We start from the raw sequence: 20,340 nt of genomic DNA on the forward strand, positions 1-20,340 counted from the left end.
GGACCGCCCATACATACGAAGGGGGATGAGACACCGTTCAACGCGTGTGAAGAAAGTGTGCCCTCACACCCTCACGCGTCGAACGAGTGCACCGTCGTCGTCCGGTAGGTCTCGCCGGGCCGCAGCACGGTCGACGGGAACGACGGCTGGTTCGGCGAGTCCGGGAAGTGCTGCGTCTCCAGGCACAGGGCGTCGCCCTGCCGGTAGAGGGAGCCGCCGGTGCCGGTCAGGGTGCCGTCGAGGAAGTTGCCCGAGTAGAACTGCAGGCCGGGCTGGTCGGTGGCGATGCGCAGGGTGCGGCCCGAGGCGCGGTCGCGCAGGGTGGCGATGTGCTCGGGGCGCTCCGTGATGCCCTTGTCCAGCACCCAGTTGTGGTCGAAGCCCTTGGCGGTGACCAGCTGCGGGTGGGCGTCGCGGATGTCCCTGCCGATCGGCTTGGCCCGGCGGAAGTCGAAGGGCGTGCCGGAGACCTTCGCCAGCTCGCCCGTCGGGATGAGGCCCGCGTCGGTGGGCGTGTAGCGGGACGCGGCGATCGACAGCTCGTGGTCCTCGATGGTGCCGCTGCCCTCGCCGGCCAGGTTCCAGTAGACGTGGCTGGTGAGGTTGACGATGGTGGCCTTGTCGGTGGTGGCCTCGTAGTCGATGCGCCACTCGCCGCGCCGGGTGAGGGTGTACGTCACCTTCGCCCTGAGCGTGCCCGGGTAGCCCATCTCGCCGTCGACGCTGGTGTAGTGCAGGACCAGGCCGACGTCGGAGCCCTCGGTGAACGGCTCGACGTCCCACACCCGGTAGTCGAAGCCGAGGGCGCCGCCGTGCAGGGAGTTCTCGCCGTCGTTGACGGAGAGCTGGTACTCCTTGCCGTCCAGGGTGAAGCGTCCCTTGGCGATGCGGTTGCCGTACCGCCCGATCAGGGCGCCGAAGTGCGGGCTGCGGGCCACGTAGTCGTCGAGGTTGTCGAAGCCCAGGGAGACGTTCTCGTGGCGGCCCCGGCGGTCGGGGATCTCCAGGGACTGGACGACGCCGCCGTACGACAGCACCTTCATCCGCGTGCCGCCGTTCTCCAGCGACCAGCGGTACACCTTCGTGCCGTCGGCGAGTTTGCCGAAGAGCTCCTTCACCGGCTTCCTGCCTCCCGTGGCGTGTGCCGTGCCGCCGGCGGTCGCGGCGGCGATGCCCGCGGCGGTCGCCGTTGCGATGACCGTGCGTCTGCTCAGTTCCATGTGTGCGGCTCCTGTACTTCCGTGAAAAGAAGCGGGCCCCGCCTCGAGCGGCGGGGCCCCAGACCGTTACGAACCGACCTTGCGCTTGTTCCACACGTCGAACCCGACCGCCGCCAGCAGTACCGCGCCCTTGATGACCTGCTGCCAGTCGGTGCCGATGCCGACGAGGTTCATGCCGTTGTTCAGCACGCCCAGAACCAGGCCGCCGATGATCGCGCCGAGGACCGTGCCGACGCCGCCGCTCATCGACGCGCCGCCGATGAACGAGGCGGCGATGGCCTCCAGCTCGAAGTTGAGGCCGGCCTTGGGAGAGGCCGCGTTGAAGCGGGCGGCGAAGACCAGACCCGCCAGGGCCGCGAGCATGCCCATGTTCAGGAAGACCAGGAAGGTGACCTTCTTGTCCTTCACGCCCGACAGCTTGGCCGCGGGCAGGTTGCCGCCGATGGCGTAGATGTGGCGGCCGATGATCGCGTTGCGCATCAGGTAGCCGAACCCGACGACCAGCACGCCCAGGATGAGCAGCACGACCGGGGCGCCCTTGTAGCTGGCGAGCAGCAGCGTGACGACGAGGACGGCGGAGACCAGTGCGACCAGCTTGAGCGCGAACAGCTTGACCGGCACCACCTCGAGGGCGAACTCCTGCTGCCGCTTGCGGTCGCGGACCTCCTGGAACACCACGAAGGCGATCAGGGCGAAGCCCAGCAGCAGGGTGAGGTTGTGGTAGTTGGTGTTCGGGCCGACCTCGGGCAGGAAGCCGTTGGCGATCTTCTGCAGGTCCTTCGGGAACGGGCCGAGGGTCTGGCCCTTCAGGAAGATCTCCGTCAGACCGCGGAAGAGCAGCATGCCCGCCAGGGTCACGATGAACGACGGTATGCCCAGATAGGCGATGAAGAACCCTTGCACCGCGCCCGCGGCCGCGCCGATGGCCAGGCAGAGCACCACCGCGACCGGCCAGGGCAGGTCGTTGTCGACCATGAGCACGGCGGCCATCGCGCCGATGAACGCCGTCAGCGAGCCGACCGACAGGTCGATGTGGCCCGCGATGATGACGAGCATCATGCCGATCGCGAGGATCAGGATGTAACTGTTCTGCAGCACCAGGTTGGAGACGTTGCGCGGCAGCAGCAGGTCGCCGTCGGACCAGACGGCGAACAGCACCACGATCAGGCCGAGGGCCATCAGCATGCCGTACTGGCGCATGTTGCGGCGCATGCCGTCGAGCATCAGCTGCAGCAGGCCGCCGCCGGAGGCCGCCCCGTCCTTGCCGGGCGGCGCGGGGGCCGGGGTCTTGGCGGTCAGGTCCGTGCTCATCGGGTTACCTCTTTGTCCTTCGTCATCTGACGCATCAGCGCTTCCTGCGAGGCCTCGGCCCGCGAGAACTCACCCGTCAGCCGCCCCGCGGCCATCGTGTAGATGCGGTCGCACATGCCGAGCAGCTCCGGCAGTTCGGAGGAGATGAAGACGACCGCCTTGCCCTGGGCGGCCAGCTGGTCGATGACCGTGTAGATCTCGTACTTGGCACCCACGTCGATACCGCGCGTGGGCTCGTCCAGGATCAGCACCTCGGGACCCGCGAAGATCCACTTGCTGAGGACGACCTTCTGCTGGTTGCCGCCGGACAGCTTGCCCACCGGCTCGAAGACGGTCGGCGCCTTGATGTTCATGGACTTGCGGAAGTCCTCGGCGACCTGCCGCTCCCCGTGCTCGTCGACCACACCCCGCTTGGCGACCTTGCCCAGCGCGGTCAGCGAGATGTTCCGGTTGATGGTGTCGATGAGGTTGAGGCCGTAGTGCTTGCGGTCCTCGGTGACGTACGCGATGCCGTGCCCCACCGCCTCCGGGACGGTCTTCGTACGGATCTCGGTGCCGTCCTTGAGGACCGTGCCGCCCGCGTACCGGCCGTAGGTGCGGCCGAACACGCTCATCGCGAGTTCCGTGCGGCCGGCGCCCATCAGCCCGGCGATGCCGACGATCTCGCCGCGCCGCACCTCGACCGAGACGTCGTCGACGACCTTGCGCTGCTGGTCGATGGGGTGGTGCACGGTCCAGTTCCGGATCTCCAGGGCGGGTGCGGTGCCCTCCTCCGGCTGGTGCGGGGTCCGCTCCGGGAAGCGGTTCTCCAGGTCGCGGCCGACCATCCCGCTGATGATCCGGTCCTCGGTCGTCTCCTCGGCCTTCACGTCGAGCGTCTCGATGGACCGCCCGTCGCGGATGATCGTGACCGAGTCGGCGACCCGGCGGATCTCGTTCAGCTTGTGCGAGATGATGATCGAGGTCATGCCCTGGTCCTTCAACGAGAGGATCAGGTCGAGGAGTTTGCCGCTGTCCTCGTCGTTGAGCGCCGCCGTCGGCTCGTCGAGGATGAGCAGCTTCACCTTCTTCGAGAGCGCCTTGGCGATCTCCACCAGCTGCTGCTTGCCCACGCCGATGTCGGCGACACGGGTCTCCGGGTGCTCGTCGAGACCGACCTGGCGCAGCAGTTCGGTGGCGTGCCGGAGGGTTTCGTTCCAGTTGATCAGTCCGCGCTTGGCGTGCTCGTTGCCGAGGAAGATGTTCTCCGCGATGGAGAGGTACGGCACCAGCGCCAGCTCCTGGTGGATGATCACGATGCCGTGCTGCTCGCTCGCCCGGATGTCCTTGAACCGGCAGGTCTCGCCGTCGAAGAGGATGTCCCCTTCGTAGCTGCCGTGCGGATGGACGCCGGAGAGCACCTTCATCAGGGTCGACTTGCCGGCGCCGTTCTCACCGCAGATGGCGTGGACCTCGCCCTGACGAACGGTCAGTGTGACGTCCGACAGCGCTTTGACACCGGGAAAGGTCTTGACGATCGAGCGCATTTCCAGGACGGGTCCCGCCATGGTCGTGCCTTCCAATCCTTGAGGGGGCCCGGTTACTTGAGGTCGTCCGCGGAGTAGGTGCCACCCTCGACGAGGACCTTCTCGTAGTTGGCCTTGTCGACGCTGACCGGCTGCAGCAGGTAGGCGGGGACGACCTTGGCACCGTTGTCGTACGACTTGGTGTCGTTGACCTCGGGCTCCTTGTCGTTGAGGGAGGCCTCGACCATGTTCGAGGCGACCTTGGCGAGCTCGCGGAGGTCCTTGAAGACGGTCTGCGTCTGCTCACCCGCGATGATCGACTTCACCGAGGCGACCTCGGCGTCCTGGCCGGTGACGACCGGCATGGGCTTGTTCGCGGAGCCGTAGCCGTCCGACTTCAGGGCGGACAGGATGCCGATGGAGATGCCGTCGTACGGCGAGAGCACCGCGTCGACCCGGGCGCTGCGGTAGCTGGAGGTGAGCAGGTCGTCCATGCGCTTCTGCGCGGTGCCGCCGTCCCAGCGCAGGGTGGTGACCTGGTTGAGGGCGGTCTGCTTGGACCGGACGACCAGCTGGCCCTTGTCCATGTACGGCTTCAGGACGCTCATCGCGCCGTTGAAGAAGTACTTGGTGTTGTTGTCGTCGTTGGAGCCGGCGAACAGCTCGATGTTGAAGGGGCCCTTCTCGGAGCCGTCCTTCAGGCCGAGCTTCTCGACGATGTACGTGCCCTGCAGCTCGCCGACCTTGCTGTTGTCGAACGAGGCGTAGTAGTCGACGTTCTCCGTGCCGAGGATCAGCCGGTCGTAGGAGATGACCGGGATGTCGGCGTCCTTGGCCTGCTGGAGCACGTTGTTGAGGGACTTGTTGTCGATCGCGGCGATGACCAGGGCGTCGACGCCCTGCGTGATCATGTTCTCGATCTGGGAGACCTGCTGGTCCGGGTCGTCCTCGCCGTAGACGAGCTTGGTCTCGTACCCCTTGGCCTTCAGTTCCTTCTCGACGTTGGCGCCGTCGGAGATCCAGCGCTCGGAGGACTTGGTCGGCATCGCGATGCCGATGGTGCCGCCCTTGCCACCGCCCTTGTCCTCCTCACTGCCGCCCTCGCTGTTCTGGCCGCAGGCGGTCAGGGTGAGGGCGAGGGAGGCGGCGGAGGCTACGGCGGCGAGTGCGGCTCTGCGGTTGCGCATGGTCATCATCCTTGATGTGGGTGCAGGGCTCGGTCTGGTGGTGCCGGCACGCGAAAAGCTGAGGGTGGAACGACCGAGAACAGGTGTGTGGGATTGTGCGCGGCTGTGTCTTCTTTTGTGAAGGGAGTTTCCGGAACGTTATGACGAGATCTCGAACCGGTTGAGCGAGCCCGGCAGTCGTGTGCCGAGCGGAGCCATGTCCCCGTCCGCCCCGTGCCGCGCCAGCAGATCCAGCGCGAGCCGGCCGCGCCGCACCCGCTCCTTGGCGGTGGCCAGCGTCAGTTCCCGAAGGTGGTGGCCGTACGGATAGATCCCGGGCGCCTTGGAGAGACCGAACTTCAGGTACAGCGGGGCGCCGCGCCGGACCAGCTCGGCGACCTCGTACATCCGCACGTAGCCGCCGAGGTCGTCGGGAGCCTCGATGTACATGTCCATGGGCGCGGCCGAAACCCGCCGTATTTCGGTCAGGTGGTCCGGAGTCAGGTCGCTGGGCACGTTGATGGAGTCGGCGCCGAGCCGCTCGTACACCGCGTACGAGGCCGGGTTGACCGGCCCCACGAGTGCCGACAGCTTCAGCGTGGTGTCGGCGGGGATGATGCCCGCCGTCCGCGCCCGGTGCAGCGTCCACAGCACGCCCTCGTCGGCGACGAGCAGGCACTTGACGCCCAGCTCGGTCGCCCGCACGGCGTCCTCGACGCACCCGGCGACCGCGTCGTGGCCGCGGGCGCGCAGACCCGCGCCGCCCGAGTCGGTCCGGGTGGAGCCGCCGATGTCCCACGTGCCGCGCGGGCCGGTGAACAGGCAGAGCTCGATGTCGCGTTCGGCGGTGGCCTCGACCATCTCGGTGATCTCGGCGTCGGTCAGCATCCAGACGCCGCTGCCCTGGCTGATCCGGTGGATCGGCACGTCCAGCCGCGAGGACTCCTTCAGCACCACTCCCAGCGCCTCCGGCCCTTCGCAGGAGGGGATCTCGGTGCGCCAGCGGCCACCCTCCGGGAAGGAGTGCGGCGAGGCGTCGGCGGGGTCGGGGGCGGGCGCGGCCAGGCCGAGGGCGGTGAGCGCCTGCTCACCGGGCCTGCGTGCGGCGGCCTTGGCGGAAGCGTCGGTCACAAGCTGTCCTTAGTGTTCGGTATGTCGGACGAAGTTCGCGGCTCAGGGGAGGAGAAGCCGGCGGTGGAACCGGAGAGGGAGCCGGACGTGAGGTCGGAGAGGGGGCCGGAGGTCGGAGAGGGTCGGAGGCCGGAGAGGGGAGCCGAGCCGCGGAAGAAGCCCGTGCGGATGGATGTACGCCGGTACGGAGGCCGTCAGGTCGCCCCCGTACCGGCGTACGGCTCAGGGGTGGGCGTCAGGGGCGCAGCAGCACCTTGCCGACCTTCGGGTCACCGGACCCCACCAGTTCGATGGCCTGCTGGAACTCCGTGAGGGGCAGCTCGTGCGTCACCAGCGGCCGCGGGTCGAGCAGCCCGGCCGCGAAGACCCGCACCGTGTGCGCCCAGGCGTCCGGCGCCGCCCCGAAGACGGTCTGCACCTCCAGCTGCCGTACGACCAGGTCGGTCGGGTCGAGCCCGTCGGCGCCCGGCGCCGGGATGCCGGTCAGCACCAGCCGCCCGCCCCTGCGGAGCAGCCCGGCGGCGGTGCGGGCGGCGCCGGCGGACCCGGCGGTCTCGATGACGACGTCGAAGTCGTCCGGGAGGCGCTGGTCCCTCGTCCGGAAGTCGGTCGCGCCGTACTGCCGCGAGAGCGCCTCCCGGTCCCCGCGCGTGCCGACGACCAGCAGCTCGCCCGGGGACGCGGCACGCAGGAACTGCACGGCGAACATGCCGAGCGTCCCCGTGCCGACGACCGCGACCCGCTCGCCGGGGCGGGCGTTCGCCTTGAGTGCGGCGGCGGCGATGCAGGCGGCGGGCTCCAGCAGGGCGGCGGCGGTGAGGTCGGCGTCGTCGGGCAGGGCGTGCAGGAGGCGGGCGGGCAGCGTCAGCGTGGGCGCCATGGCCCCCGGCTGGGTGAACCCCGTCTCCTCGTACCCCGCCGTGCACAGCGTCGTCTCGCCCGCGTGGCAGCGGTCGCAGACCTGGCAGTTGCGGAACCCCTCGCCGACGACCCCGCGCCCGACGAGGGACGCGGGCACTCCGGCGCCGACCCGCTCCACGGTCCCGGACCACTCGTGCCCGGGGGTGAGCGGGTAACGCACGTATCCCTCGGGCCGGTTGCCCTGGTAGACCTCGCGGTCGCTGCCGCAGATCCCGGCCGCGTGCACCCTCACCAGCGCCTCGCCGGGGCCGGGCTCACGCGGCTCGTGCGGCACGAGCCGGTGCTCGCCCGGCGCCTCGATGACGACCGCGCCGCTCACGCCCCGGTCCCCTTGGGCTTGCGCTGCTCCCAGCCCTCGGCCCACAGGTCGAACCGCGCCTGCTGCTGCGGGAACTCGGCCGCCGCGTCGGTGTCCAGCTCGACGCCGAGGCCGGGCGCGTCGGACAGGTGGAAGCACCCGTCCTCCGGGTTCACCTGCGGCGCGCCCTTCACGACCTTCTTGATCTCCGCGTCCGCGAAGTCGTTGAAGTGCTCCAGGATCTTGAAGTTCGGGGAGGTGAAGCCGACCTGGAGGCTGGCGGCGGTGAGGACCGGCCCGCCCACGTTGTGCGGCGCCACGAGCGTGTAGTGGGTCTCGGCGGTGGCGGCGAGCTTCCGGGTCTCCCAGATGCCGCCGATGTGGCCGACGTCGGGCTGGATGATGTCCACCGACTGGTCCTCGAACAGCTCGCGGAACTCGATCCGGTCGTGGATGCGCTCACCGGTGGCGACCGGGATGTCGACCTTCTCGGCGACCTTCCGCAGCGCCTTGAGGTTCTCCGGCGGGACCGGCTCCTCCAGCCAGGCCGGCTTGAAGGGCGCGAGTTCGCGCGCGAGCCGGACGGCGGTGGAGGGCGAGAACCGGCCGTGCATCTCCAGCATCAGCTCGGCGTCCGGCCCGATGGCGTCCCGCACGGCCTCGATGAGCGACACGGCGTAGTTCGTCTGCTGCTGGTCCAGCTCGAAGTGCCCGGTGCCGAACGGGTCGATCTTCAGCGCCCGGTACCCGCGCTCCATGACCCCCTGCGCGGCCTTGTGGTACGCCTCGGGCGTCCGCTCGGTCGTGTACCACCCGTTGGCGTACGCCTTCACCTTGTCGGTGACCTTGCCGCCCAGCAGCTGCCAGACCGGGACGCCGAGGGCCTTGCCCTTGATGTCCCAGCAGGCCATCTCGACGACGGCGATGCCGGACATCACGATCTCGCCGGCGCGGCCGTAGTCGCCGTACTTCATGCGGCGGACCAGGTCCTCGACAGCGAACGGGTCGGAGCCGAGAATGTGGTTGGCCTCGGCCTCCTTCAGATAGCCGAGGAGAGCGTCGGTGTGCCCCAGCATCCGGGTCTCGCCGACTCCGGTGATGCCCTCGTCGGTGTGCACCTGGACGTATGTCAGGTTGCGCCACGGCGTCCCGACCACGTGTGTGCTGATTCCGGTGATGCGCACGGCGGCTGCCCTTCGCTGTGTTCGATATTTCGTCACTCGTTCGAAATGCTGGCGTGACAGTAAGGAGGGTGCGGTCGGGGTGTCAATGGGTCGGACACATAACGGTTTCGGCAGTTTCGAAAGTGCGGGCGGAGCGGGCCCGGCCGCTTCCCCACACAACCTTCACAGGCGCCTCTAGGAACGCGGCCGTTGCGGAACTTAACCTTCCCGCGTCATGGACTACTGCCACCCGTGCCGACGGCACCTCAATGGCGCCCTCGCCTGCCCGGGGTGCGGCGCGCCGGCCGAAGAACTCCGCGTCTCCGGCGCGTATGTGACGGAGAGCGAGGAGAGCCCGGCGCGGGCGGCCGGAGAGGCGGACGCGGCCGACGGGACGCCCGACGACGCCTCCCGCGGCGGGCGGGCCGGCCGCCGGGACCGCAAAGCCGCGGCACACCGCCGACGCCGTCGCCGGACCCTCTTCGTCACCGCGGGCTTCGTCCTGGCGGCCGGCGGACTGAGTCTCGCGGAACTCGGCGCGGACGCCCCGGGCTCCCCGGCGAAGCCGGCCGCCGCCGGGGGCGAGACGACGGACGGCGGGGCGAGCCGGGAGGTGGGGGAGGCCGGTGAGGCGGGGGAGTCCTCGGCCGTGCCGGCCGACGGGACGTCGAGGACGACCACCCCCTCGGGCGCACCGTCACCCGACGCGTCCGCTTCGACAACGGTGTCGGCGTCGGCTTCGGCGTCCCCGGGCGCGGAGGAGTCGAAGGGGGCGGACGAGGCCGGGACCCCGTCGGCACCCCCGGCGTCGGCGCCGGAGGCGTCCCCGGCCCCCGGCTCGCCGTCAACGGTCCCGGACGCCCCGCCCCCGACGACGACCCCCACTCCGACGGCCTCGCCGGACCCGACCCCGACCGAAACGTGCGACCGCTTCCTGTGGTGGTGCACGTAGCTCCGCAGTCGGTGGGGCGTGCGCGTAGCTAGGCGGTCGGTGGGGCGTGCGCGTAGCTGGGCAGTCGGTGGGGCGTGCACGTAGCTGGGCAGCCGGTGGGGCGTGCACGTAGCCTCCGCAGTCGGTGGTGTGTGCACATAGCTGGGCGGTCGGTGGTGGGCGCAGCCCCGCGATCCCGGGCGTGCGCCCCCGTGAGCCGTGCCGTGCCGTGCCTGGCCGGGGGCCCGTCCCCTTCAGGGCGACGCCGGTCGCGGGTGAACGCCGGCCCGCTCCGCCGGCCTCAGTCCCCCAGCATCCTCCGCAACGCGTCCCGCAGGGCCACCCGCTCTCCCTCCGACAACCCCGCGAGCGGCTCCCGCGCGAACCGCAGTGACTCCCGCAGCCCCCGTGCCACCCGTCGCCCCTCCTCCGTCGCCGCGGCCACCTTCACCCGGCGGTCGCCGGGGTCGGGGCGCCGTTCGACCAGTCCCCGGGCCTCCAGCCGGTCCACGATCCCGGTGACGTTCGACGGCTCGCACTTCAGCTTCTGCGCCAGTTTCCGCATCGGCAGCGGTTCCAGCGACAGCAGGCTGAGCAGCCTGGCCTGTGCCCCGGTCAGGGCGCGGTCCGCGGCCGCCTCCTCGTAGTCGGCGTGGAAGCGGGCCACGACCTCACCGATCAGCTCGACGACTTCCAGGGTGAGTGCGTCGGGTCGGCGGGTCGTGTCGCGTGGTGTGGCCATGGAAACCAGGGTACCCATTTGTTTGACAAGCTGAAATGTTCAGTCGCATGGTTGTTTCAGACCCTGAAGCATCTGTGCTCCCCGGAAAGGTGCCCCCCATGACCGATTCCCCCGCCCTCCCCACCGTCAACCGCGAATGGCATCTGGTCAGCCGTCCGGTCGGCTGGCCCAAGCCCGAGGACTTCACCCTCGTCGAGGCGGAGGTCCCGACCCCGGGCGACGGCCAGGTGCTGGTACGCAACCTGTACGTCTCCGTCGACCCCTACATGCGCGGCCGCATGAGCGCCGCGAAGTCGTACGTCGCCCCGTACGAGCTGGGCAAGCCCATGCAGGGCGGCGCGGTCGGCGAGGTCGTCGCCTCCAACGCCGAGGGCATCGCCGTCGGCGACCACGTCCTGCACTTCCTCGGCTGGCGCGAGTACGCCGCGGTGGACGCGGGGAACGCCGTGAAGGTGGACGCGCAGGCGGCGCCGCTGTCGACGTACCTGGGTGTGCTCGGCATGACCGGGCTCACCGCCTACGCCGGTCTGCTGCGCACCGCCTCCTTCAAGGAGGGCGACGCGGTCTTCGTCTCCGGCGCCGCAGGTGCCGTCGGCAGCCAGGTGGGGCAGCTCGCGAAGCTCAAGGGCGCCTCCCGGGTCATCGGCTCCGCCGGCTCGGACGAGAAGGTCAAGCTCCTCGTCGACGAGTACGGCTTCGACGCCGCCTTCAACTACAAGGACGGCCCGGTGAGCGAGCAGCTGCGCGCCGCCGCCCCGGACGGCATCGACGTCTACTTCGACAACGTGGGCGGCGACCACCTGGAGGCCGCCATCGGCTCCCTCAACCGGGACGGCCGTATCGCCGTCTGCGGCATGATCTCCGTCTACAACAACACCGAGCCCGCCCCCGGCCCGAAGAACCTCGCCCGCCTGATCCAGACCCGCGGCCGCATCGAGGGCTTCCTGGTCGGCGACCACTACGACCTCCAGCCGCAGTTCGTCCAGGAGGTCGGCCCGTGGGTCCGCTCCGGCGAGCTGAAGTACCGCGAGACGGTCGTCGAGGGCATCGAGAACAACCTGGAGGCCTTCCTCGGCGTCCTGCGCGGCGACAACACCGGCAAGATGATCGTCAAGCTCTGACGCCGTACGGGCAGAGCGGCCTTCACCGGGTTTCCGCCATGCGGTAGCGTCTTTCCGAAATCCGTCGTGATCGTGGGCGCGAGTCACGGCGGACCGAGGAGGAAGACAACCGCATGCCCATTCAGCAGTCCGAGGTCCTCTACACCGCCGTCGCCACCGCCGAGAACGGCCGCGACGGGCGGGTGGCCACCGATGACGGCAAGATCGACGTGGTCGTGAACCCGCCCAAGGAGATGGGCGGCAACGGCGCCGGCACCAACCCGGAGCAGTTGTTCGCCGCCGGGTACAGCGCCTGTTTCCAGGGTGCGCTCGGTGTCGTGGCCCGGCAGGAGGGCGCCGACATCTCCGGTTCGACCGTCACCGCGAAGGTCGGCATCGGCAAGAACGACGACGGGTTCGGCATCATCGTCGAGATCTCCGCCGAGATCCCGGCGGTGGACGCCGCCACCGCGCGGTCGCTGGTGGAGAAGGCCCACCAGGTCTGCCCGTACTCGAAGGCGACCCGCGGCAACATCACCGTGACGCTCGTCTGACCGGCCCGGTTCCGTGCGGGGCGGCGCTCACATCCTGGGCGCCGCCCCGCACGCCACCCCCCCCGGTACGACCGCTGGGATCACGGCGGGGGAGCGCCGTTGCCGACCGGTAGAGTTCTGCCCATGCGCGATCTTGGGGCGGGATTCGGCCAACTCCTGAAGGGCCAGCGCTGGGTGGCCCGGCACGGCAAGAGCTACGGCTTCGGGCTCGTCCCGGGCCTGATCACACTGGTCCTGTACGCGGCGGCGCTGGTCGCGCTGGCGCTGTGGGGCACGGACTTCGTCGCCTGGGCGACCCCCTTCGCCGACGACTGGTCGAGCCCTTGGCTCGGACTCTTCCGCGGTGTGCTCACCGCCGTCCTGTTCGCGCTCTCCCTGCTCCTGGCCGTCCTCACCTTCACCGCGGTCACGCTGCTGGTCGGCCAGCCCTTCTACGAGAGCCTCTCCGAGCGGGTCGACCGCGACGTCTCCCCGGACGGCACCGCCCCCGAGTCGAACCTGCCGCTCATGCGCGAGCTGTGGATCTCGGGCCGCGACAGCCTCCGGGTCCTCGTCCGCGCCGCCGTCTGGGGCGTACTGCTCTTCGCCCTCGGTCTCATCCCGGTCGTCGGCCAGACGGTGGTCCCGGTGATCGGCTTCGTCGTCACCGGTTTCTTCCTCACCGAGGAACTGACCTCCGTAGCCCTCCAGCGCCGCGGGGTCGAGCTGCGCGACCGCCTCGCTCTCCTGCGCTCGCGCAAGATGCTGGTCTGGGGCTTCGGCACCCCGCTGGGCGTGGCCTTCCTGGTGCCGTTCGTCGCCGTGTTCCTGATGCCGGGCGCGGTCGCCGGCGCCACGCTCCTCGCCCGCGAACTGCTGGGCGAGGAGACCCGTGACGGCGCCGACGACCGGCCCGACGGCGGCTCCGCCGGCCCGGCGGTCAGCTCCGGTCCGGCCGGCCCGGCCCCGGCGCACTGACCGCCACGGCCACGATCGCCCGTACCTGCGCCACGATGTCCAGCCGGTTGCGCACGAACGCGGGATCGGTGACGGTCCCGGTGGCCGGATCGGTGTTCCCGGCCCCGAACCGCAGCACCGGCGTGTGGACGTGCCCGCCCGGCAGCGTGCCGTGCAGCCCGAGCCGGTCCCGCAGCAGGGTCGCCCGGTAGGCGATCTCGTTGGAGAGGTAGTCCCCGCCGCCCCCCGCGCGAGCCGTCGAACCGGGCGTGGGCCCGTCCGGCCGTACCACCGGCTCGGTGCCGCCCGCCGGGATCTCGGTCACGCTCGTGTTGTCGTACACGGGGAAGCGGCCGGTGTCCGCGGCCGCGATCGCCTCGTACGGCAGCGTGGTCGTCGTCCACTGCGGCTGCGAGGCCGGGTCGGCGACGGGCACCGTCTCCGTGCGGGACACATTCTCGTTGTCGGGGAAACCGCCCCGCCAGGCCCCATTGGTCCGCTCCACGTCGAACCGGCCGACCCGGCCCTGGCTCACGGTCGTGAACAGATCCACCTCCGGCAGGTACGGCCGCAGCGCCCGCTCCACCACGCCCTCCCCGAAGTCCTGCCAGCGCACCGGGAACACCGCCGTCTCCACCCGGGCGGGCCCGACCGGTGTGTCGATCACCGTGCCGTCCAGGGCGAGCGCGGCGGCGCCGGACGGATTGGAGATCCGGATGTCGCGGTCCAGGGTGAACGGGTCGAAACCGGTGAGCAGGACCCGCTTCAGGCCCTTGCCGTCCCTGCCGTCCCTGTCGGCCTTGCCGTCCTTGCCCGCCCCGGTGTGCGGCAGGCGGATGTCGTCCTGGCCGCGCGAGGCGCGCTCCAGGTCCCCCAGCAGCGCGGCCCGCTGCCGCTCCGTCAGGCGGAACCCCGGGTCCCAGACGCGCAGTTCCCGCGTCATCCCGAGCCGCGCCCAGTACAGCGGCCGGTCGTCGTCCCGGCTGAGGTCCCCGCGGGCCGGTCCGCGCCCCTGCGCCCGGTCCACGGCCCGCCGCCACAGTGCCGAGCCCTCCCGGGCGACGACACGGCGGGCCTCGCGGTAGGAGTCCGCCCGCCCGAGCCCGCGGGCGAACCCCGGTGCCACCGCGTCGAATCCGGACCGTCGCAGGATCTCCTGGGGTACGTCACCGTCGAGCCGCCGCTCTTCGACGGTCGGTGCGGGCGCGGTCCCGGGTGCGGGTGCGGCGGCCGGGTGCGCCGCCGTGGCCGTCGCCGGGACCGCGAGCCCCGCCATCAGGGCCAGTCCGAGTACGCCGATCCGAACGCGTGTGTGTGTCAAGGGAGTCCAGGTCCTTCCGTCGCCGTGGGGTGCTCGTCGGACGGCGGCAGTATCGCGTGACGTAAGGGGCGTGCGCCATGGCGCGTGGCCTCGTGGCCACCGGGCCGGCGAGGCGGCACCGCGCAGCGCGGCGACCGGCTCGTGGGCGTTTGTGAAGGGTTGGTACGAACTCCGGACCGGACGCCCGATCACCGGCCCCGGGACCACCACGGCGGTTAACGTCTGAGCAGGAACGCCCTTCGAGGGACGCACCCCCCACGAACAGCCCCGGCCCGGGACCTGACATCCGGGCCGGGGCTCGGTAACCCGTCGAGTACGGGCGTCGAGCACCGGTGTCGAGTGCCGGTGTCGAGCACCGGCGTCGGGCACCGGTACCGGGTACGCCGCTCCCCGCCTACCGCGCCGAGAAGCCGTACACCGTCTCCGAGCGGAACACCTCGCCCGGCCGCAGCACCGTGCTCGGGAACTCCGGCCGGTTCGGGGAGTCGGGGAAGTGCTGGGTCTCCAGCGCGATGCCGTCACCGGGCGTGAACGGTTCGCCCAGGTGGTCGGCGGTGTACAGCTGGAGGCCGGGCTCGGTCGTCGCCACCGTGAGCACGCGCCCCGACGCCGGGTCGTACAGCTCGGCGACCTCCTCGGCGGTGTCGGTCACCCCCTTGTCGAGGACGAAGTTGTGGTCGTAGCCGGTGCCGACCTTCCGCGCCTGCCGGAAGTCGAAGCGCGTGCCCGCGACGTCCTCCAGGGCGCCCGTCGGGATCAGGTCGGCGTCGACCGGCGTGATCCGGGAGGCGGCGAGCCGCAGTTCGTGGCCTCCCGCGTGCCCCGTTCCCGCCCCGCCCAGGTTGAAGTAGCTGTGGTTGGTCGGGTTCAGCACGGTCGGCGCGTCCGTGACCGCCTCGTACGCGATCCGCAGCGCGCCCGACTCCTCCAGCGTGTACGTCGCCGACATCTCCAGCCGGCCCGGGAAGCCCTCCTCGCCGTGCGCGCCGACCCGGCTCAGCCGGACAGCGTGCGCGCCGTCCCCGACGGGCTCCACGTCCCACACGCGCTTGTCGAAGCCGCGCTCGCCGCCGTGCAGCGAGTTCGGCCCGTTGTTCGGCGCCAGCGTGTACGTCCGCCCGTCCAGCGGGAAACGGCCGCCGGCGATCCGGTTGGCGTACCGTCCGACGAGCGCGCCGAAGTAGGGCTCCGGGTGCGCCACGTAGCCGTCCAGGTCGGGGAACCCCAGCACCACGTCGGCGGTGTTGCCGTCCCGGTCCGGGACCTCGGCCGACTGCACGATCCCGCCGTACGACAGGACCCGTACCCGTACGCCGGCCCGCTCCAGGGTCCAGCGGTGGACGGGGGTGCCGTCGGAAAGTGTGCCGAAGAGTTCGTTCATGTGCGGAACTCTAGGACACGCCAGGTCAGCGCCGGTCGGCACCGGTCAGTGCCGGTCAGTGCTGTTCGGCGGTGACGGCGCGGTACGCGATCTCGGCGAGCCGGGCCTGGCCGTCCACGCTCGGGTGGAACCAGTCCCAGCGGCTCAACTGGTCGGTCCCGAACCGGAACTCGTGCACCGCGCCGTCGTCGGTGCGGCACCGCCGGTCCTTCGCGCAGACCTCCCGCAGAACCTCGTTGTAGTCCTGCACGCGCTCCCGCACGGTGTTCCGCCGCAGCTTCGCCGCCGAGTCCATGGAGTCCGCGTCGCCCAGCATCGACGGGCAGATGCCCAGCTTCCACACCTGCTTGCCCAGCGGGTTGGTGCGCCCCTCGGACCACAGCCGCTTCAGGTCCGGGATGCTCGCCACGTACACCTGCGCCTTGGGCAGGCTCCTGCGCAGGGTGGCCATGGCCTCCTCGAACTGGGTCCGGAAGTCGGCCACCGGGGTCATCGCCGAGGCCGTCTCCCGGCACGCGTCGTTCGCCCCGACCATCACCGTCACCAGTTCGGGTCCGCGTGCCGCCGCCCGGGTCACCTGCCCGGCCAGGTCGGCCATCCGGGCCCCGGTGACCGCGTAGTTCCAGCTCCGCTCGGCCGCCCGGGTCTTCCCCAGCAGCCGTACGGCGAGACTGCCGACCTCGGCCCTGCTGCCGGTCGCCCACGACACCTCGGGGCAGTCCGACAGGACCATGCAGGCGTCGAAACCGCGGGTGATGGAGTCGCCCACGGCGGCGACCGACGCCGGGGTCGTGTCCCAGACCGGGGGCGGCTTCGGCCGCTTCGACGCCGAACCGGACGGGCTGGGGGAGTCGCCGCCCACGACGTCGCAGCCGGTCACGCCCAGGACGGCGGCGGTCAGGACGGCGAGCGCGGCGCGCGCACGGCGACGGCCGCTCCGGGGCCCCTGGCCCGTCCCCTGCCCCATACCGGTCCCACCCCTCGGCTCGTGCCTCCAACGTCCTCAACCCATGACACCGCGCGAGGGTTCCCGACGGCGGAGATGTGACGGCTCACACCCGCACAAGCGTCCTGCCGGGTGAATGACGGAGGTTTGTCGGCAGCGGGACCGACGGTACGTCACACTCCTTGCCCCGTCGCACGGTAGCCTCGCCATCAACGTGGCCCGCCCGGTCACGGCCGTTCCACCCGTTCCGAGATGTCCCGCTCAGCCCGGAGGTTCCGGTGACGACACGTGGAGTTCTGTACGTGCACTCCGCGCCGCGCGCGCTCTGCCCGCACGTCGAGTGGGCCATCGCCGGCGTGCTCGGCACGCGCGTCAGCCTGGACTGGACCCGGCAGCCCGCCTCGCCGGGCACCTGGCGCTCGGAGTTCTCCTGGCAGGGCCAGGCCGGCACCGCCTCCAAGCTCGCCTCCGCGCTGCGCGGCTGGCAGCTGCTGCGCTTCGAGGCCACCGCGGAACCGTCCGCGAACGCCGAGGGCGAGCGCTACAGCTGCACCCCCGACCTCGGCATCTTCCACGCCGTCACCGGCATCCACGGCGACATCATGATCCCCGAGGACCGGTTGCGGGCCGCCCTGGTCCGCTCCCAGCGCGGCGAGACCGACCTGGAGTCCGACATCGCCAAGCTCCTCGGCAAGCCCTGGGACGACGAACTGGAGCCCTTCCGCCACGCGGGCGAGGGCGCCCCGGTCCGTTGGCTGCACCAGGTGGTGTGAGACCCCGTAGATCCCGTAGATCCCGTAGATCCCGTAGGCGCAGACCGCGTAGACGCCGTAGACACCCGTACGAGGACGTGTGAAAGGGGCCCCACCGACCGGTGGGGCCCCTTTCAGGTGGTTCGGGTGCGTGCGGACGTCGCTCAGACCGTCCGGAACGCCAGCACCACGTTGTGCCCGCCGAAGCCGAACGAGTCGTTCAGCGCGGCGATACGGCCCTCGACGGGCAGCTTCCGGGCCTCGCCGCGGACGATGTCCGCCGCGGCCTCGGCCTCGGGGTCGATGTTCTCGACGTTGATGGTCGGCGGCGCCACCCGGTGGTACAGGGCGAGCACGGTCGCGACGGACTCGACGCCGCCCGCGCCACCGAGGAGGTGACCGGTCATCGACTTGGTGCCGGAGACCGCCATGTGGTCGACGTCGTCGCCGAGGACCTTGCGCAGCGCCTTCAGTTCGGCGATGTCACCGGCGGGCGTGGAGGTGGCGTGCGCGTTGACGTGCACGATCTCGGCCGGGTCCAGGTCGGTGCGGTCCAGCAGGTTCTGCAGTGCGGCCGAGATGCCGCGGCCTTCCGGCTCCGGCTGCACGATGTCGTGGCTGTCGGCGGAGATGCCCTGGCCGACCGCTTCCGCGTAGACGCGGGCACCGCGTGCCGCGGCGTGCTCGGCGGACTCCAGGACGAGGACGCCGGCGCCCTCACCGAGGACGAAGCCGTCGCGGCCCGTGTCGAAGGGGCGCGAGGCGCCCTGCGGGTCGTCGTTGTTCTTGGACATCGCCATCATGTTGCCGAACGCGGCGATGGGCAGCGGGTGGATGGCCGCTTCCGTGCCACCCGCGACGACGATGTCGGCGCGGCCGGTGCGGATCATCTCGATGGCGTAGCCGATGGCCTCGGCGCCGGACGCGCAGGCGGAGACCGGCGTGTGCACGCCCGCGCGGGCGCCCACGGCCAGACCCACGTTGGCCGACGGGCCGTTCGGCATCAGCATGGGGACGGTGTGCGGGGAGACGCGGCGGACGCCCTTCTCCTTGAGCACGTCGTACTGGTCGAGCAGGGTCGTCACGCCGCCGATGCCGGAGGCGATGACCGCGCCGAGCCGGTCGGGGTCGACGCTGCTCGCGCCGGCGGCCGACGACGCGGTGTCGTCCGCCTCGGCCGGCTCGCCGGCCTTGCCGGTGAAACCGGCGTCCTTCCAGGCCTCCTGCGCCGCGATCAGCGCGAACTGGGCCGAACGGTCCAGCCGGCGGGCCTGGGGCCGCGGAATGACCTCGGAGGGGTCCACGGCGACCGGCGCGGCGATGCGGACCGCCTGGTCGGCGGCCCACTCCTGCTCCAGGGGCTTGACGCCGGACTTGCCGGCGACCAGGCCTTCCCAGGTAGAGGCTGCGTCGCCACCCAGCGGTGTGGTTGCGCCGATACCGGTGACGACCACGGTGCGATTGGTCGAGCTCACGGGAATTCTTTCTCCAACGGGATACGGATTCGTACGGCGCCACCGCCGGGTGGCGGGGCAGTCTGTCCGGTTGCTCGGGGCGCGCCCGAGCAACGGCGGATCAGGCCTGGTGGTCGAGGATGTACTTCGTCGCGTCGCCGACCGTCTTGAGGTTCTTGACGTCCTCGTCCGGGATCTTGACGTCGAAGCGCTCTTCGGCGGCGACGACGACCTCGACCATGGACAGCGAGTCGACGTCCAGGTCGTCGGTGAAGGACTTGTCCAGCTGGACGTCCTCAACCGGGATGCCGGCGATCTCGTTCACGATCTCGGCGAGACCGGCGACGATCTCTTCCTGAGTGGCGGCCATGGTGGCGCTCCTTCTTGTTGTCCAGAGGGTGTGGCGGCCCGCCGCGTCAGCGGCAGGTGTTGCTGGTCTCCGTCCCGGACCGGATGATCCGGCACGGAGTGCCTAGGGGAGGGTAACGACCGTCGCGGCGTAGACGAGACCCGCCCCGAAGCCGATCACGAGTGCGGTGTCGCCGCTCTTCGCCTCGCCGGTCGCCAGAAGCCGCTCCATCGCGAGCGGAATCGAGGCGGCCGAGGTGTTGCCGGTGGTGCGGATGTCACGGGCGACCGTGACGTGCTCCGGCAGCTTCAGCGTCTTCACCATCGAGTCGATGATCCGCACGTTGGCCTGGTGCGGGATGAAGACGTCCAGGTCGTCCGGGCTGATCCCGGCCGCGTCCAGCGCCTGCTGGGCGACCTTCGCCATCTCGAACACGGCCCAGCGGAACACCGCCTGGCCCTCCTGCGTGATCGCAGGAAACTTGACGTTGCCCTCGCTGTCGAGGGGCAGCTCGGAGACGTCGCCGATCCTGAACCGGTCCCACGGCACCGTCTGCTTGATCGTCTCGGACTTGTCGCCCTCCGAGCCCCAGACGGTCGGGCCGATCGCGGGCTCCTGGGACGGGCCGACCACGACCGCGCCGGCGCCGTCGCCGAAGAGGAAGGCCGTGGCCCGGTCCTCCAGGTCGGTCAGGTCGGAGAGCCGTTCCACGCCGATGACGAGTACGTACTCCGCCGAGCCCTCGACGATCATGCCCTTGGCGAGCGTCAGACCGTAGCCGAATCCCGCGCATCCCGCCGAGATGTCGAAGGCCGCGGCCTTGTCCGTGCCGAGCTTGTCGGCGATCTCGGTGGCGATGGCCGGGGTCTGGCTGAAGTGCGACACGGTCGACACGACCACGGCACCGATCTGCGAGGAGTCGATCCCGGCGTCCGCGATGGCCTTGCCGGACGCCTCGATCGACATCGCCGCGACGGTCTCCTCGGGCGACGCCCAGTGCCGCGTCTCGATGCCGGAGCGCGAACGGATCCACTCGTCCGACGAGTCGATCGTCTCGAGGATCACCTCGTTCGGCACGATCCGGGTCGGGCGGTAGCCGCCGACGCCGAGGATGCGCGCGTACGGGGCGCCCTTGCTGGGCTTGATCTTCGACATGCTT

General features: G+C 70.8%; 19 protein-coding genes. 5 read left to right on the plus strand and 14 right to left on the minus strand.

Annotation, left to right across the window (positions count from 1 at the left end):
- Positions 1–71: 71 nt before the first annotated feature.
- The 7 genes from ACP4J0_RS12925 to ACP4J0_RS12955 form a co-directional block, all read right to left on the minus strand.
- The gene (locus tag ACP4J0_RS12925) at positions 72–1,220 is read right to left on the minus strand and encodes an aldose epimerase family protein (RefSeq protein ID WP_426598788.1); all 1,149 of its coding nucleotides are present in this window, start codon (positions 1,218–1,220) and stop codon (positions 72–74) included.
- A gap of 66 nt (positions 1,221–1,286) precedes the next feature.
- On the minus strand, positions 1,287–2,531 hold the full coding sequence (mmsB, locus tag ACP4J0_RS12930) for a multiple monosaccharide ABC transporter permease (protein WP_426598789.1): 1,245 nt from the start codon (positions 2,529–2,531) through the stop codon (positions 1,287–1,289).
- Entirely contained in the window at positions 2,528–4,078 is a 1,551-nt protein-coding gene (gene mmsA, locus ACP4J0_RS12935; protein ID WP_426598790.1) for a multiple monosaccharide ABC transporter ATP-binding protein, read from the minus strand. The genes mmsB and mmsA overlap by 4 nt, the downstream gene beginning before the upstream one ends.
- Positions 4,079–4,110: 32 nt before the next feature.
- On the minus strand, positions 4,111–5,223 hold the full coding sequence (gene chvE / locus ACP4J0_RS12940; protein WP_426598791.1) for a multiple monosaccharide ABC transporter substrate-binding protein: 1,113 nt from the start codon (positions 5,221–5,223) through the stop codon (positions 4,111–4,113).
- A 138-nt stretch (positions 5,224–5,361) separates the two neighbouring features.
- The gene (locus tag ACP4J0_RS12945) at positions 5,362–6,333 is read right to left on the minus strand and encodes a hypothetical protein (RefSeq protein ID WP_426598792.1); all 972 of its coding nucleotides are present in this window, start codon (positions 6,331–6,333) and stop codon (positions 5,362–5,364) included.
- 235 nt (positions 6,334–6,568) lie between these two features.
- Positions 6,569–7,573 carry a zinc-dependent alcohol dehydrogenase gene (locus ACP4J0_RS12950; RefSeq protein WP_426598793.1) on the minus strand — a complete coding sequence of 335 codons (1,005 nt, stop codon included), beginning with the start codon at positions 7,571–7,573 and terminating at the stop codon, positions 6,569–6,571.
- Complete coding sequence (locus tag ACP4J0_RS12955) at positions 7,570–8,736, minus strand: mandelate racemase/muconate lactonizing enzyme family protein (RefSeq protein ID WP_398130430.1); 1,167 nt, start codon at positions 8,734–8,736, stop codon at positions 7,570–7,572. The genes ACP4J0_RS12950 and ACP4J0_RS12955 overlap by 4 nt, the downstream gene beginning before the upstream one ends.
- A gap of 214 nt (positions 8,737–8,950) precedes the next feature.
- On the opposite strand from ACP4J0_RS12955, the gene ACP4J0_RS12960 reads away from it, so the two are divergent.
- A complete protein-coding gene (locus ACP4J0_RS12960) occupies positions 8,951–9,667 on the plus strand; it encodes an SCO2400 family protein (protein ID WP_426598794.1) in 717 nt (238 codons plus the stop codon).
- A gap of 280 nt (positions 9,668–9,947) precedes the next feature.
- On the opposite strand, the gene ACP4J0_RS12965 is transcribed toward ACP4J0_RS12960, so the two are convergent.
- Entirely contained in the window at positions 9,948–10,388 is a 441-nt protein-coding gene (locus tag ACP4J0_RS12965) for a MarR family winged helix-turn-helix transcriptional regulator (protein ID WP_426598795.1), read from the minus strand.
- A gap of 98 nt (positions 10,389–10,486) precedes the next feature.
- Between ACP4J0_RS12965 and ACP4J0_RS12970 the strand changes: the two genes are divergently transcribed.
- The 3 genes from ACP4J0_RS12970 to ACP4J0_RS12980 all read left to right on the plus strand — a co-directional run bounded on the left by ACP4J0_RS12970 (position 10,487) and on the right by ACP4J0_RS12980 (position 12,999).
- On the plus strand, positions 10,487–11,509 hold the full coding sequence (locus ACP4J0_RS12970; protein WP_426598796.1) for an NADP-dependent oxidoreductase: 1,023 nt from the start codon (positions 10,487–10,489) through the stop codon (positions 11,507–11,509).
- Positions 11,510–11,622: 113 nt separating this feature from the next.
- Complete coding sequence (locus tag ACP4J0_RS12975) at positions 11,623–12,042, plus strand: organic hydroperoxide resistance protein (RefSeq protein ID WP_426598797.1); 420 nt, start codon at positions 11,623–11,625, stop codon at positions 12,040–12,042.
- Positions 12,043–12,165: 123 nt separating this feature from the next.
- A complete protein-coding gene (locus ACP4J0_RS12980) occupies positions 12,166–12,999 on the plus strand; it encodes an EI24 domain-containing protein (RefSeq protein ID WP_426598798.1) in 834 nt (277 codons plus the stop codon).
- Here the strand turns inward: ACP4J0_RS12980 and ACP4J0_RS12985 are convergent.
- The 3 genes from ACP4J0_RS12985 to ACP4J0_RS12995 form a co-directional block, all read right to left on the minus strand.
- Positions 12,962–14,254: a pyroglutamyl peptidase gene (locus ACP4J0_RS12985; protein ID WP_426598831.1), complete on the minus strand. Its 1,293-nt coding sequence runs from the start codon at positions 14,252–14,254 to the stop codon at positions 12,962–12,964. The two genes, ACP4J0_RS12980 and ACP4J0_RS12985, sit on opposite strands and share 38 nt — an antisense overlap.
- A gap of 439 nt (positions 14,255–14,693) precedes the next feature.
- Positions 14,694–15,680, minus strand: a complete 987-nt coding sequence (locus tag ACP4J0_RS12990) for an aldose epimerase family protein (RefSeq protein ID WP_426598799.1) — start codon at positions 15,678–15,680, stop codon at positions 14,694–14,696.
- A 55-nt stretch (positions 15,681–15,735) separates the two neighbouring features.
- A complete protein-coding gene (locus tag ACP4J0_RS12995) occupies positions 15,736–16,647 on the minus strand; it encodes an SGNH/GDSL hydrolase family protein (protein ID WP_426598800.1) in 912 nt (303 codons plus the stop codon).
- Between the two features lie 257 nt (positions 16,648–16,904).
- Here ACP4J0_RS12995 and ACP4J0_RS13000 point away from each other — a divergent pair, with 257 nt between their 5' ends.
- A complete protein-coding gene (locus tag ACP4J0_RS13000; RefSeq protein WP_426598801.1) occupies positions 16,905–17,399 on the plus strand; it encodes a DUF3145 domain-containing protein in 495 nt (164 codons plus the stop codon).
- A 143-nt stretch (positions 17,400–17,542) separates the two neighbouring features.
- Here ACP4J0_RS13000 and ACP4J0_RS13005 read toward each other — a convergent pair whose 3' ends face one another.
- The 3 genes from ACP4J0_RS13005 to ACP4J0_RS13015 all read right to left on the minus strand — a co-directional run bounded on the left by ACP4J0_RS13005 (position 17,543) and on the right by ACP4J0_RS13015 (position 20,336).
- On the minus strand, positions 17,543–18,853 hold the full coding sequence (locus tag ACP4J0_RS13005; RefSeq protein ID WP_426598802.1) for a beta-ketoacyl-[acyl-carrier-protein] synthase family protein: 1,311 nt from the start codon (positions 18,851–18,853) through the stop codon (positions 17,543–17,545).
- Positions 18,854–18,953: 100 nt separating this feature from the next.
- Positions 18,954–19,202 carry an acyl carrier protein gene (locus ACP4J0_RS13010; protein WP_052842858.1) on the minus strand — a complete coding sequence of 83 codons (249 nt, stop codon included), beginning with the start codon at positions 19,200–19,202 and terminating at the stop codon, positions 18,954–18,956.
- A gap of 102 nt (positions 19,203–19,304) precedes the next feature.
- Positions 19,305–20,336 (minus strand): ketoacyl-ACP synthase III, encoded by a 1,032-nt coding sequence (locus ACP4J0_RS13015; RefSeq protein ID WP_426598803.1) that lies wholly within the window; start codon positions 20,334–20,336, stop codon positions 19,305–19,307.
- Between the last annotated feature and the right edge of the window lie 4 nt (positions 20,337–20,340).

The sequence above is a fragment of the Streptomyces sp. WG7 genome (assembly GCF_049975785.1).
In the GTDB taxonomy this organism is placed as follows: domain Bacteria; phylum Actinomycetota; class Actinomycetes; order Streptomycetales; family Streptomycetaceae; genus Streptomyces.

Bases quoted from the DNA above. Each gene is read 5' to 3' on its own strand.
- ACP4J0_RS12925 (WP_426598788.1), bottom strand. From the start codon at position 1,220: ATGGAACTGAGCAGACGCACGGTCATCGCAACGGCGACCGCCGCGGGC.
- mmsB (WP_426598789.1), bottom strand. From the start codon at position 2,531: ATGAGCACGGACCTGACCGCCAAGACCCCGGCCCCCGCGCCGCCCGGC.
- mmsA (WP_426598790.1), bottom strand. From the start codon at position 4,078: ATGGCGGGACCCGTCCTGGAAATGCGCTCGATCGTCAAGACCTTTCCC.
- chvE (WP_426598791.1), bottom strand. From the start codon at position 5,223: ATGCGCAACCGCAGAGCCGCACTCGCCGCCGTAGCCTCCGCCGCCTCC.
- ACP4J0_RS12960 (WP_426598794.1), top strand. From the start codon at position 8,951: ATGGACTACTGCCACCCGTGCCGACGGCACCTCAATGGCGCCCTCGCC.
- ACP4J0_RS12965 (WP_426598795.1), bottom strand. From the start codon at position 10,388: ATGGCCACACCACGCGACACGACCCGCCGACCCGACGCACTCACCCTG.
- ACP4J0_RS12970 (WP_426598796.1), top strand. From the start codon at position 10,487: ATGACCGATTCCCCCGCCCTCCCCACCGTCAACCGCGAATGGCATCTG.
- ACP4J0_RS12975 (WP_426598797.1), top strand. From the start codon at position 11,623: ATGCCCATTCAGCAGTCCGAGGTCCTCTACACCGCCGTCGCCACCGCC.
- ACP4J0_RS12980 (WP_426598798.1), top strand. From the start codon at position 12,166: ATGCGCGATCTTGGGGCGGGATTCGGCCAACTCCTGAAGGGCCAGCGC.
- ACP4J0_RS12985 (WP_426598831.1), bottom strand. From the start codon at position 14,254: ATGGCGGGGCTCGCGGTCCCGGCGACGGCCACGGCGGCGCACCCGGCC.
- ACP4J0_RS12990 (WP_426598799.1), bottom strand. From the start codon at position 15,680: ATGAACGAACTCTTCGGCACACTTTCCGACGGCACCCCCGTCCACCGC.
- ACP4J0_RS12995 (WP_426598800.1), bottom strand. From the start codon at position 16,647: ATGGGGCAGGGGACGGGCCAGGGGCCCCGGAGCGGCCGTCGCCGTGCG.
- ACP4J0_RS13010 (WP_052842858.1), bottom strand. From the start codon at position 19,202: ATGGCCGCCACTCAGGAAGAGATCGTCGCCGGTCTCGCCGAGATCGTG.
- ACP4J0_RS13015 (WP_426598803.1), bottom strand. From the start codon at position 20,336: ATGTCGAAGATCAAGCCCAGCAAGGGCGCCCCGTACGCGCGCATCCTC.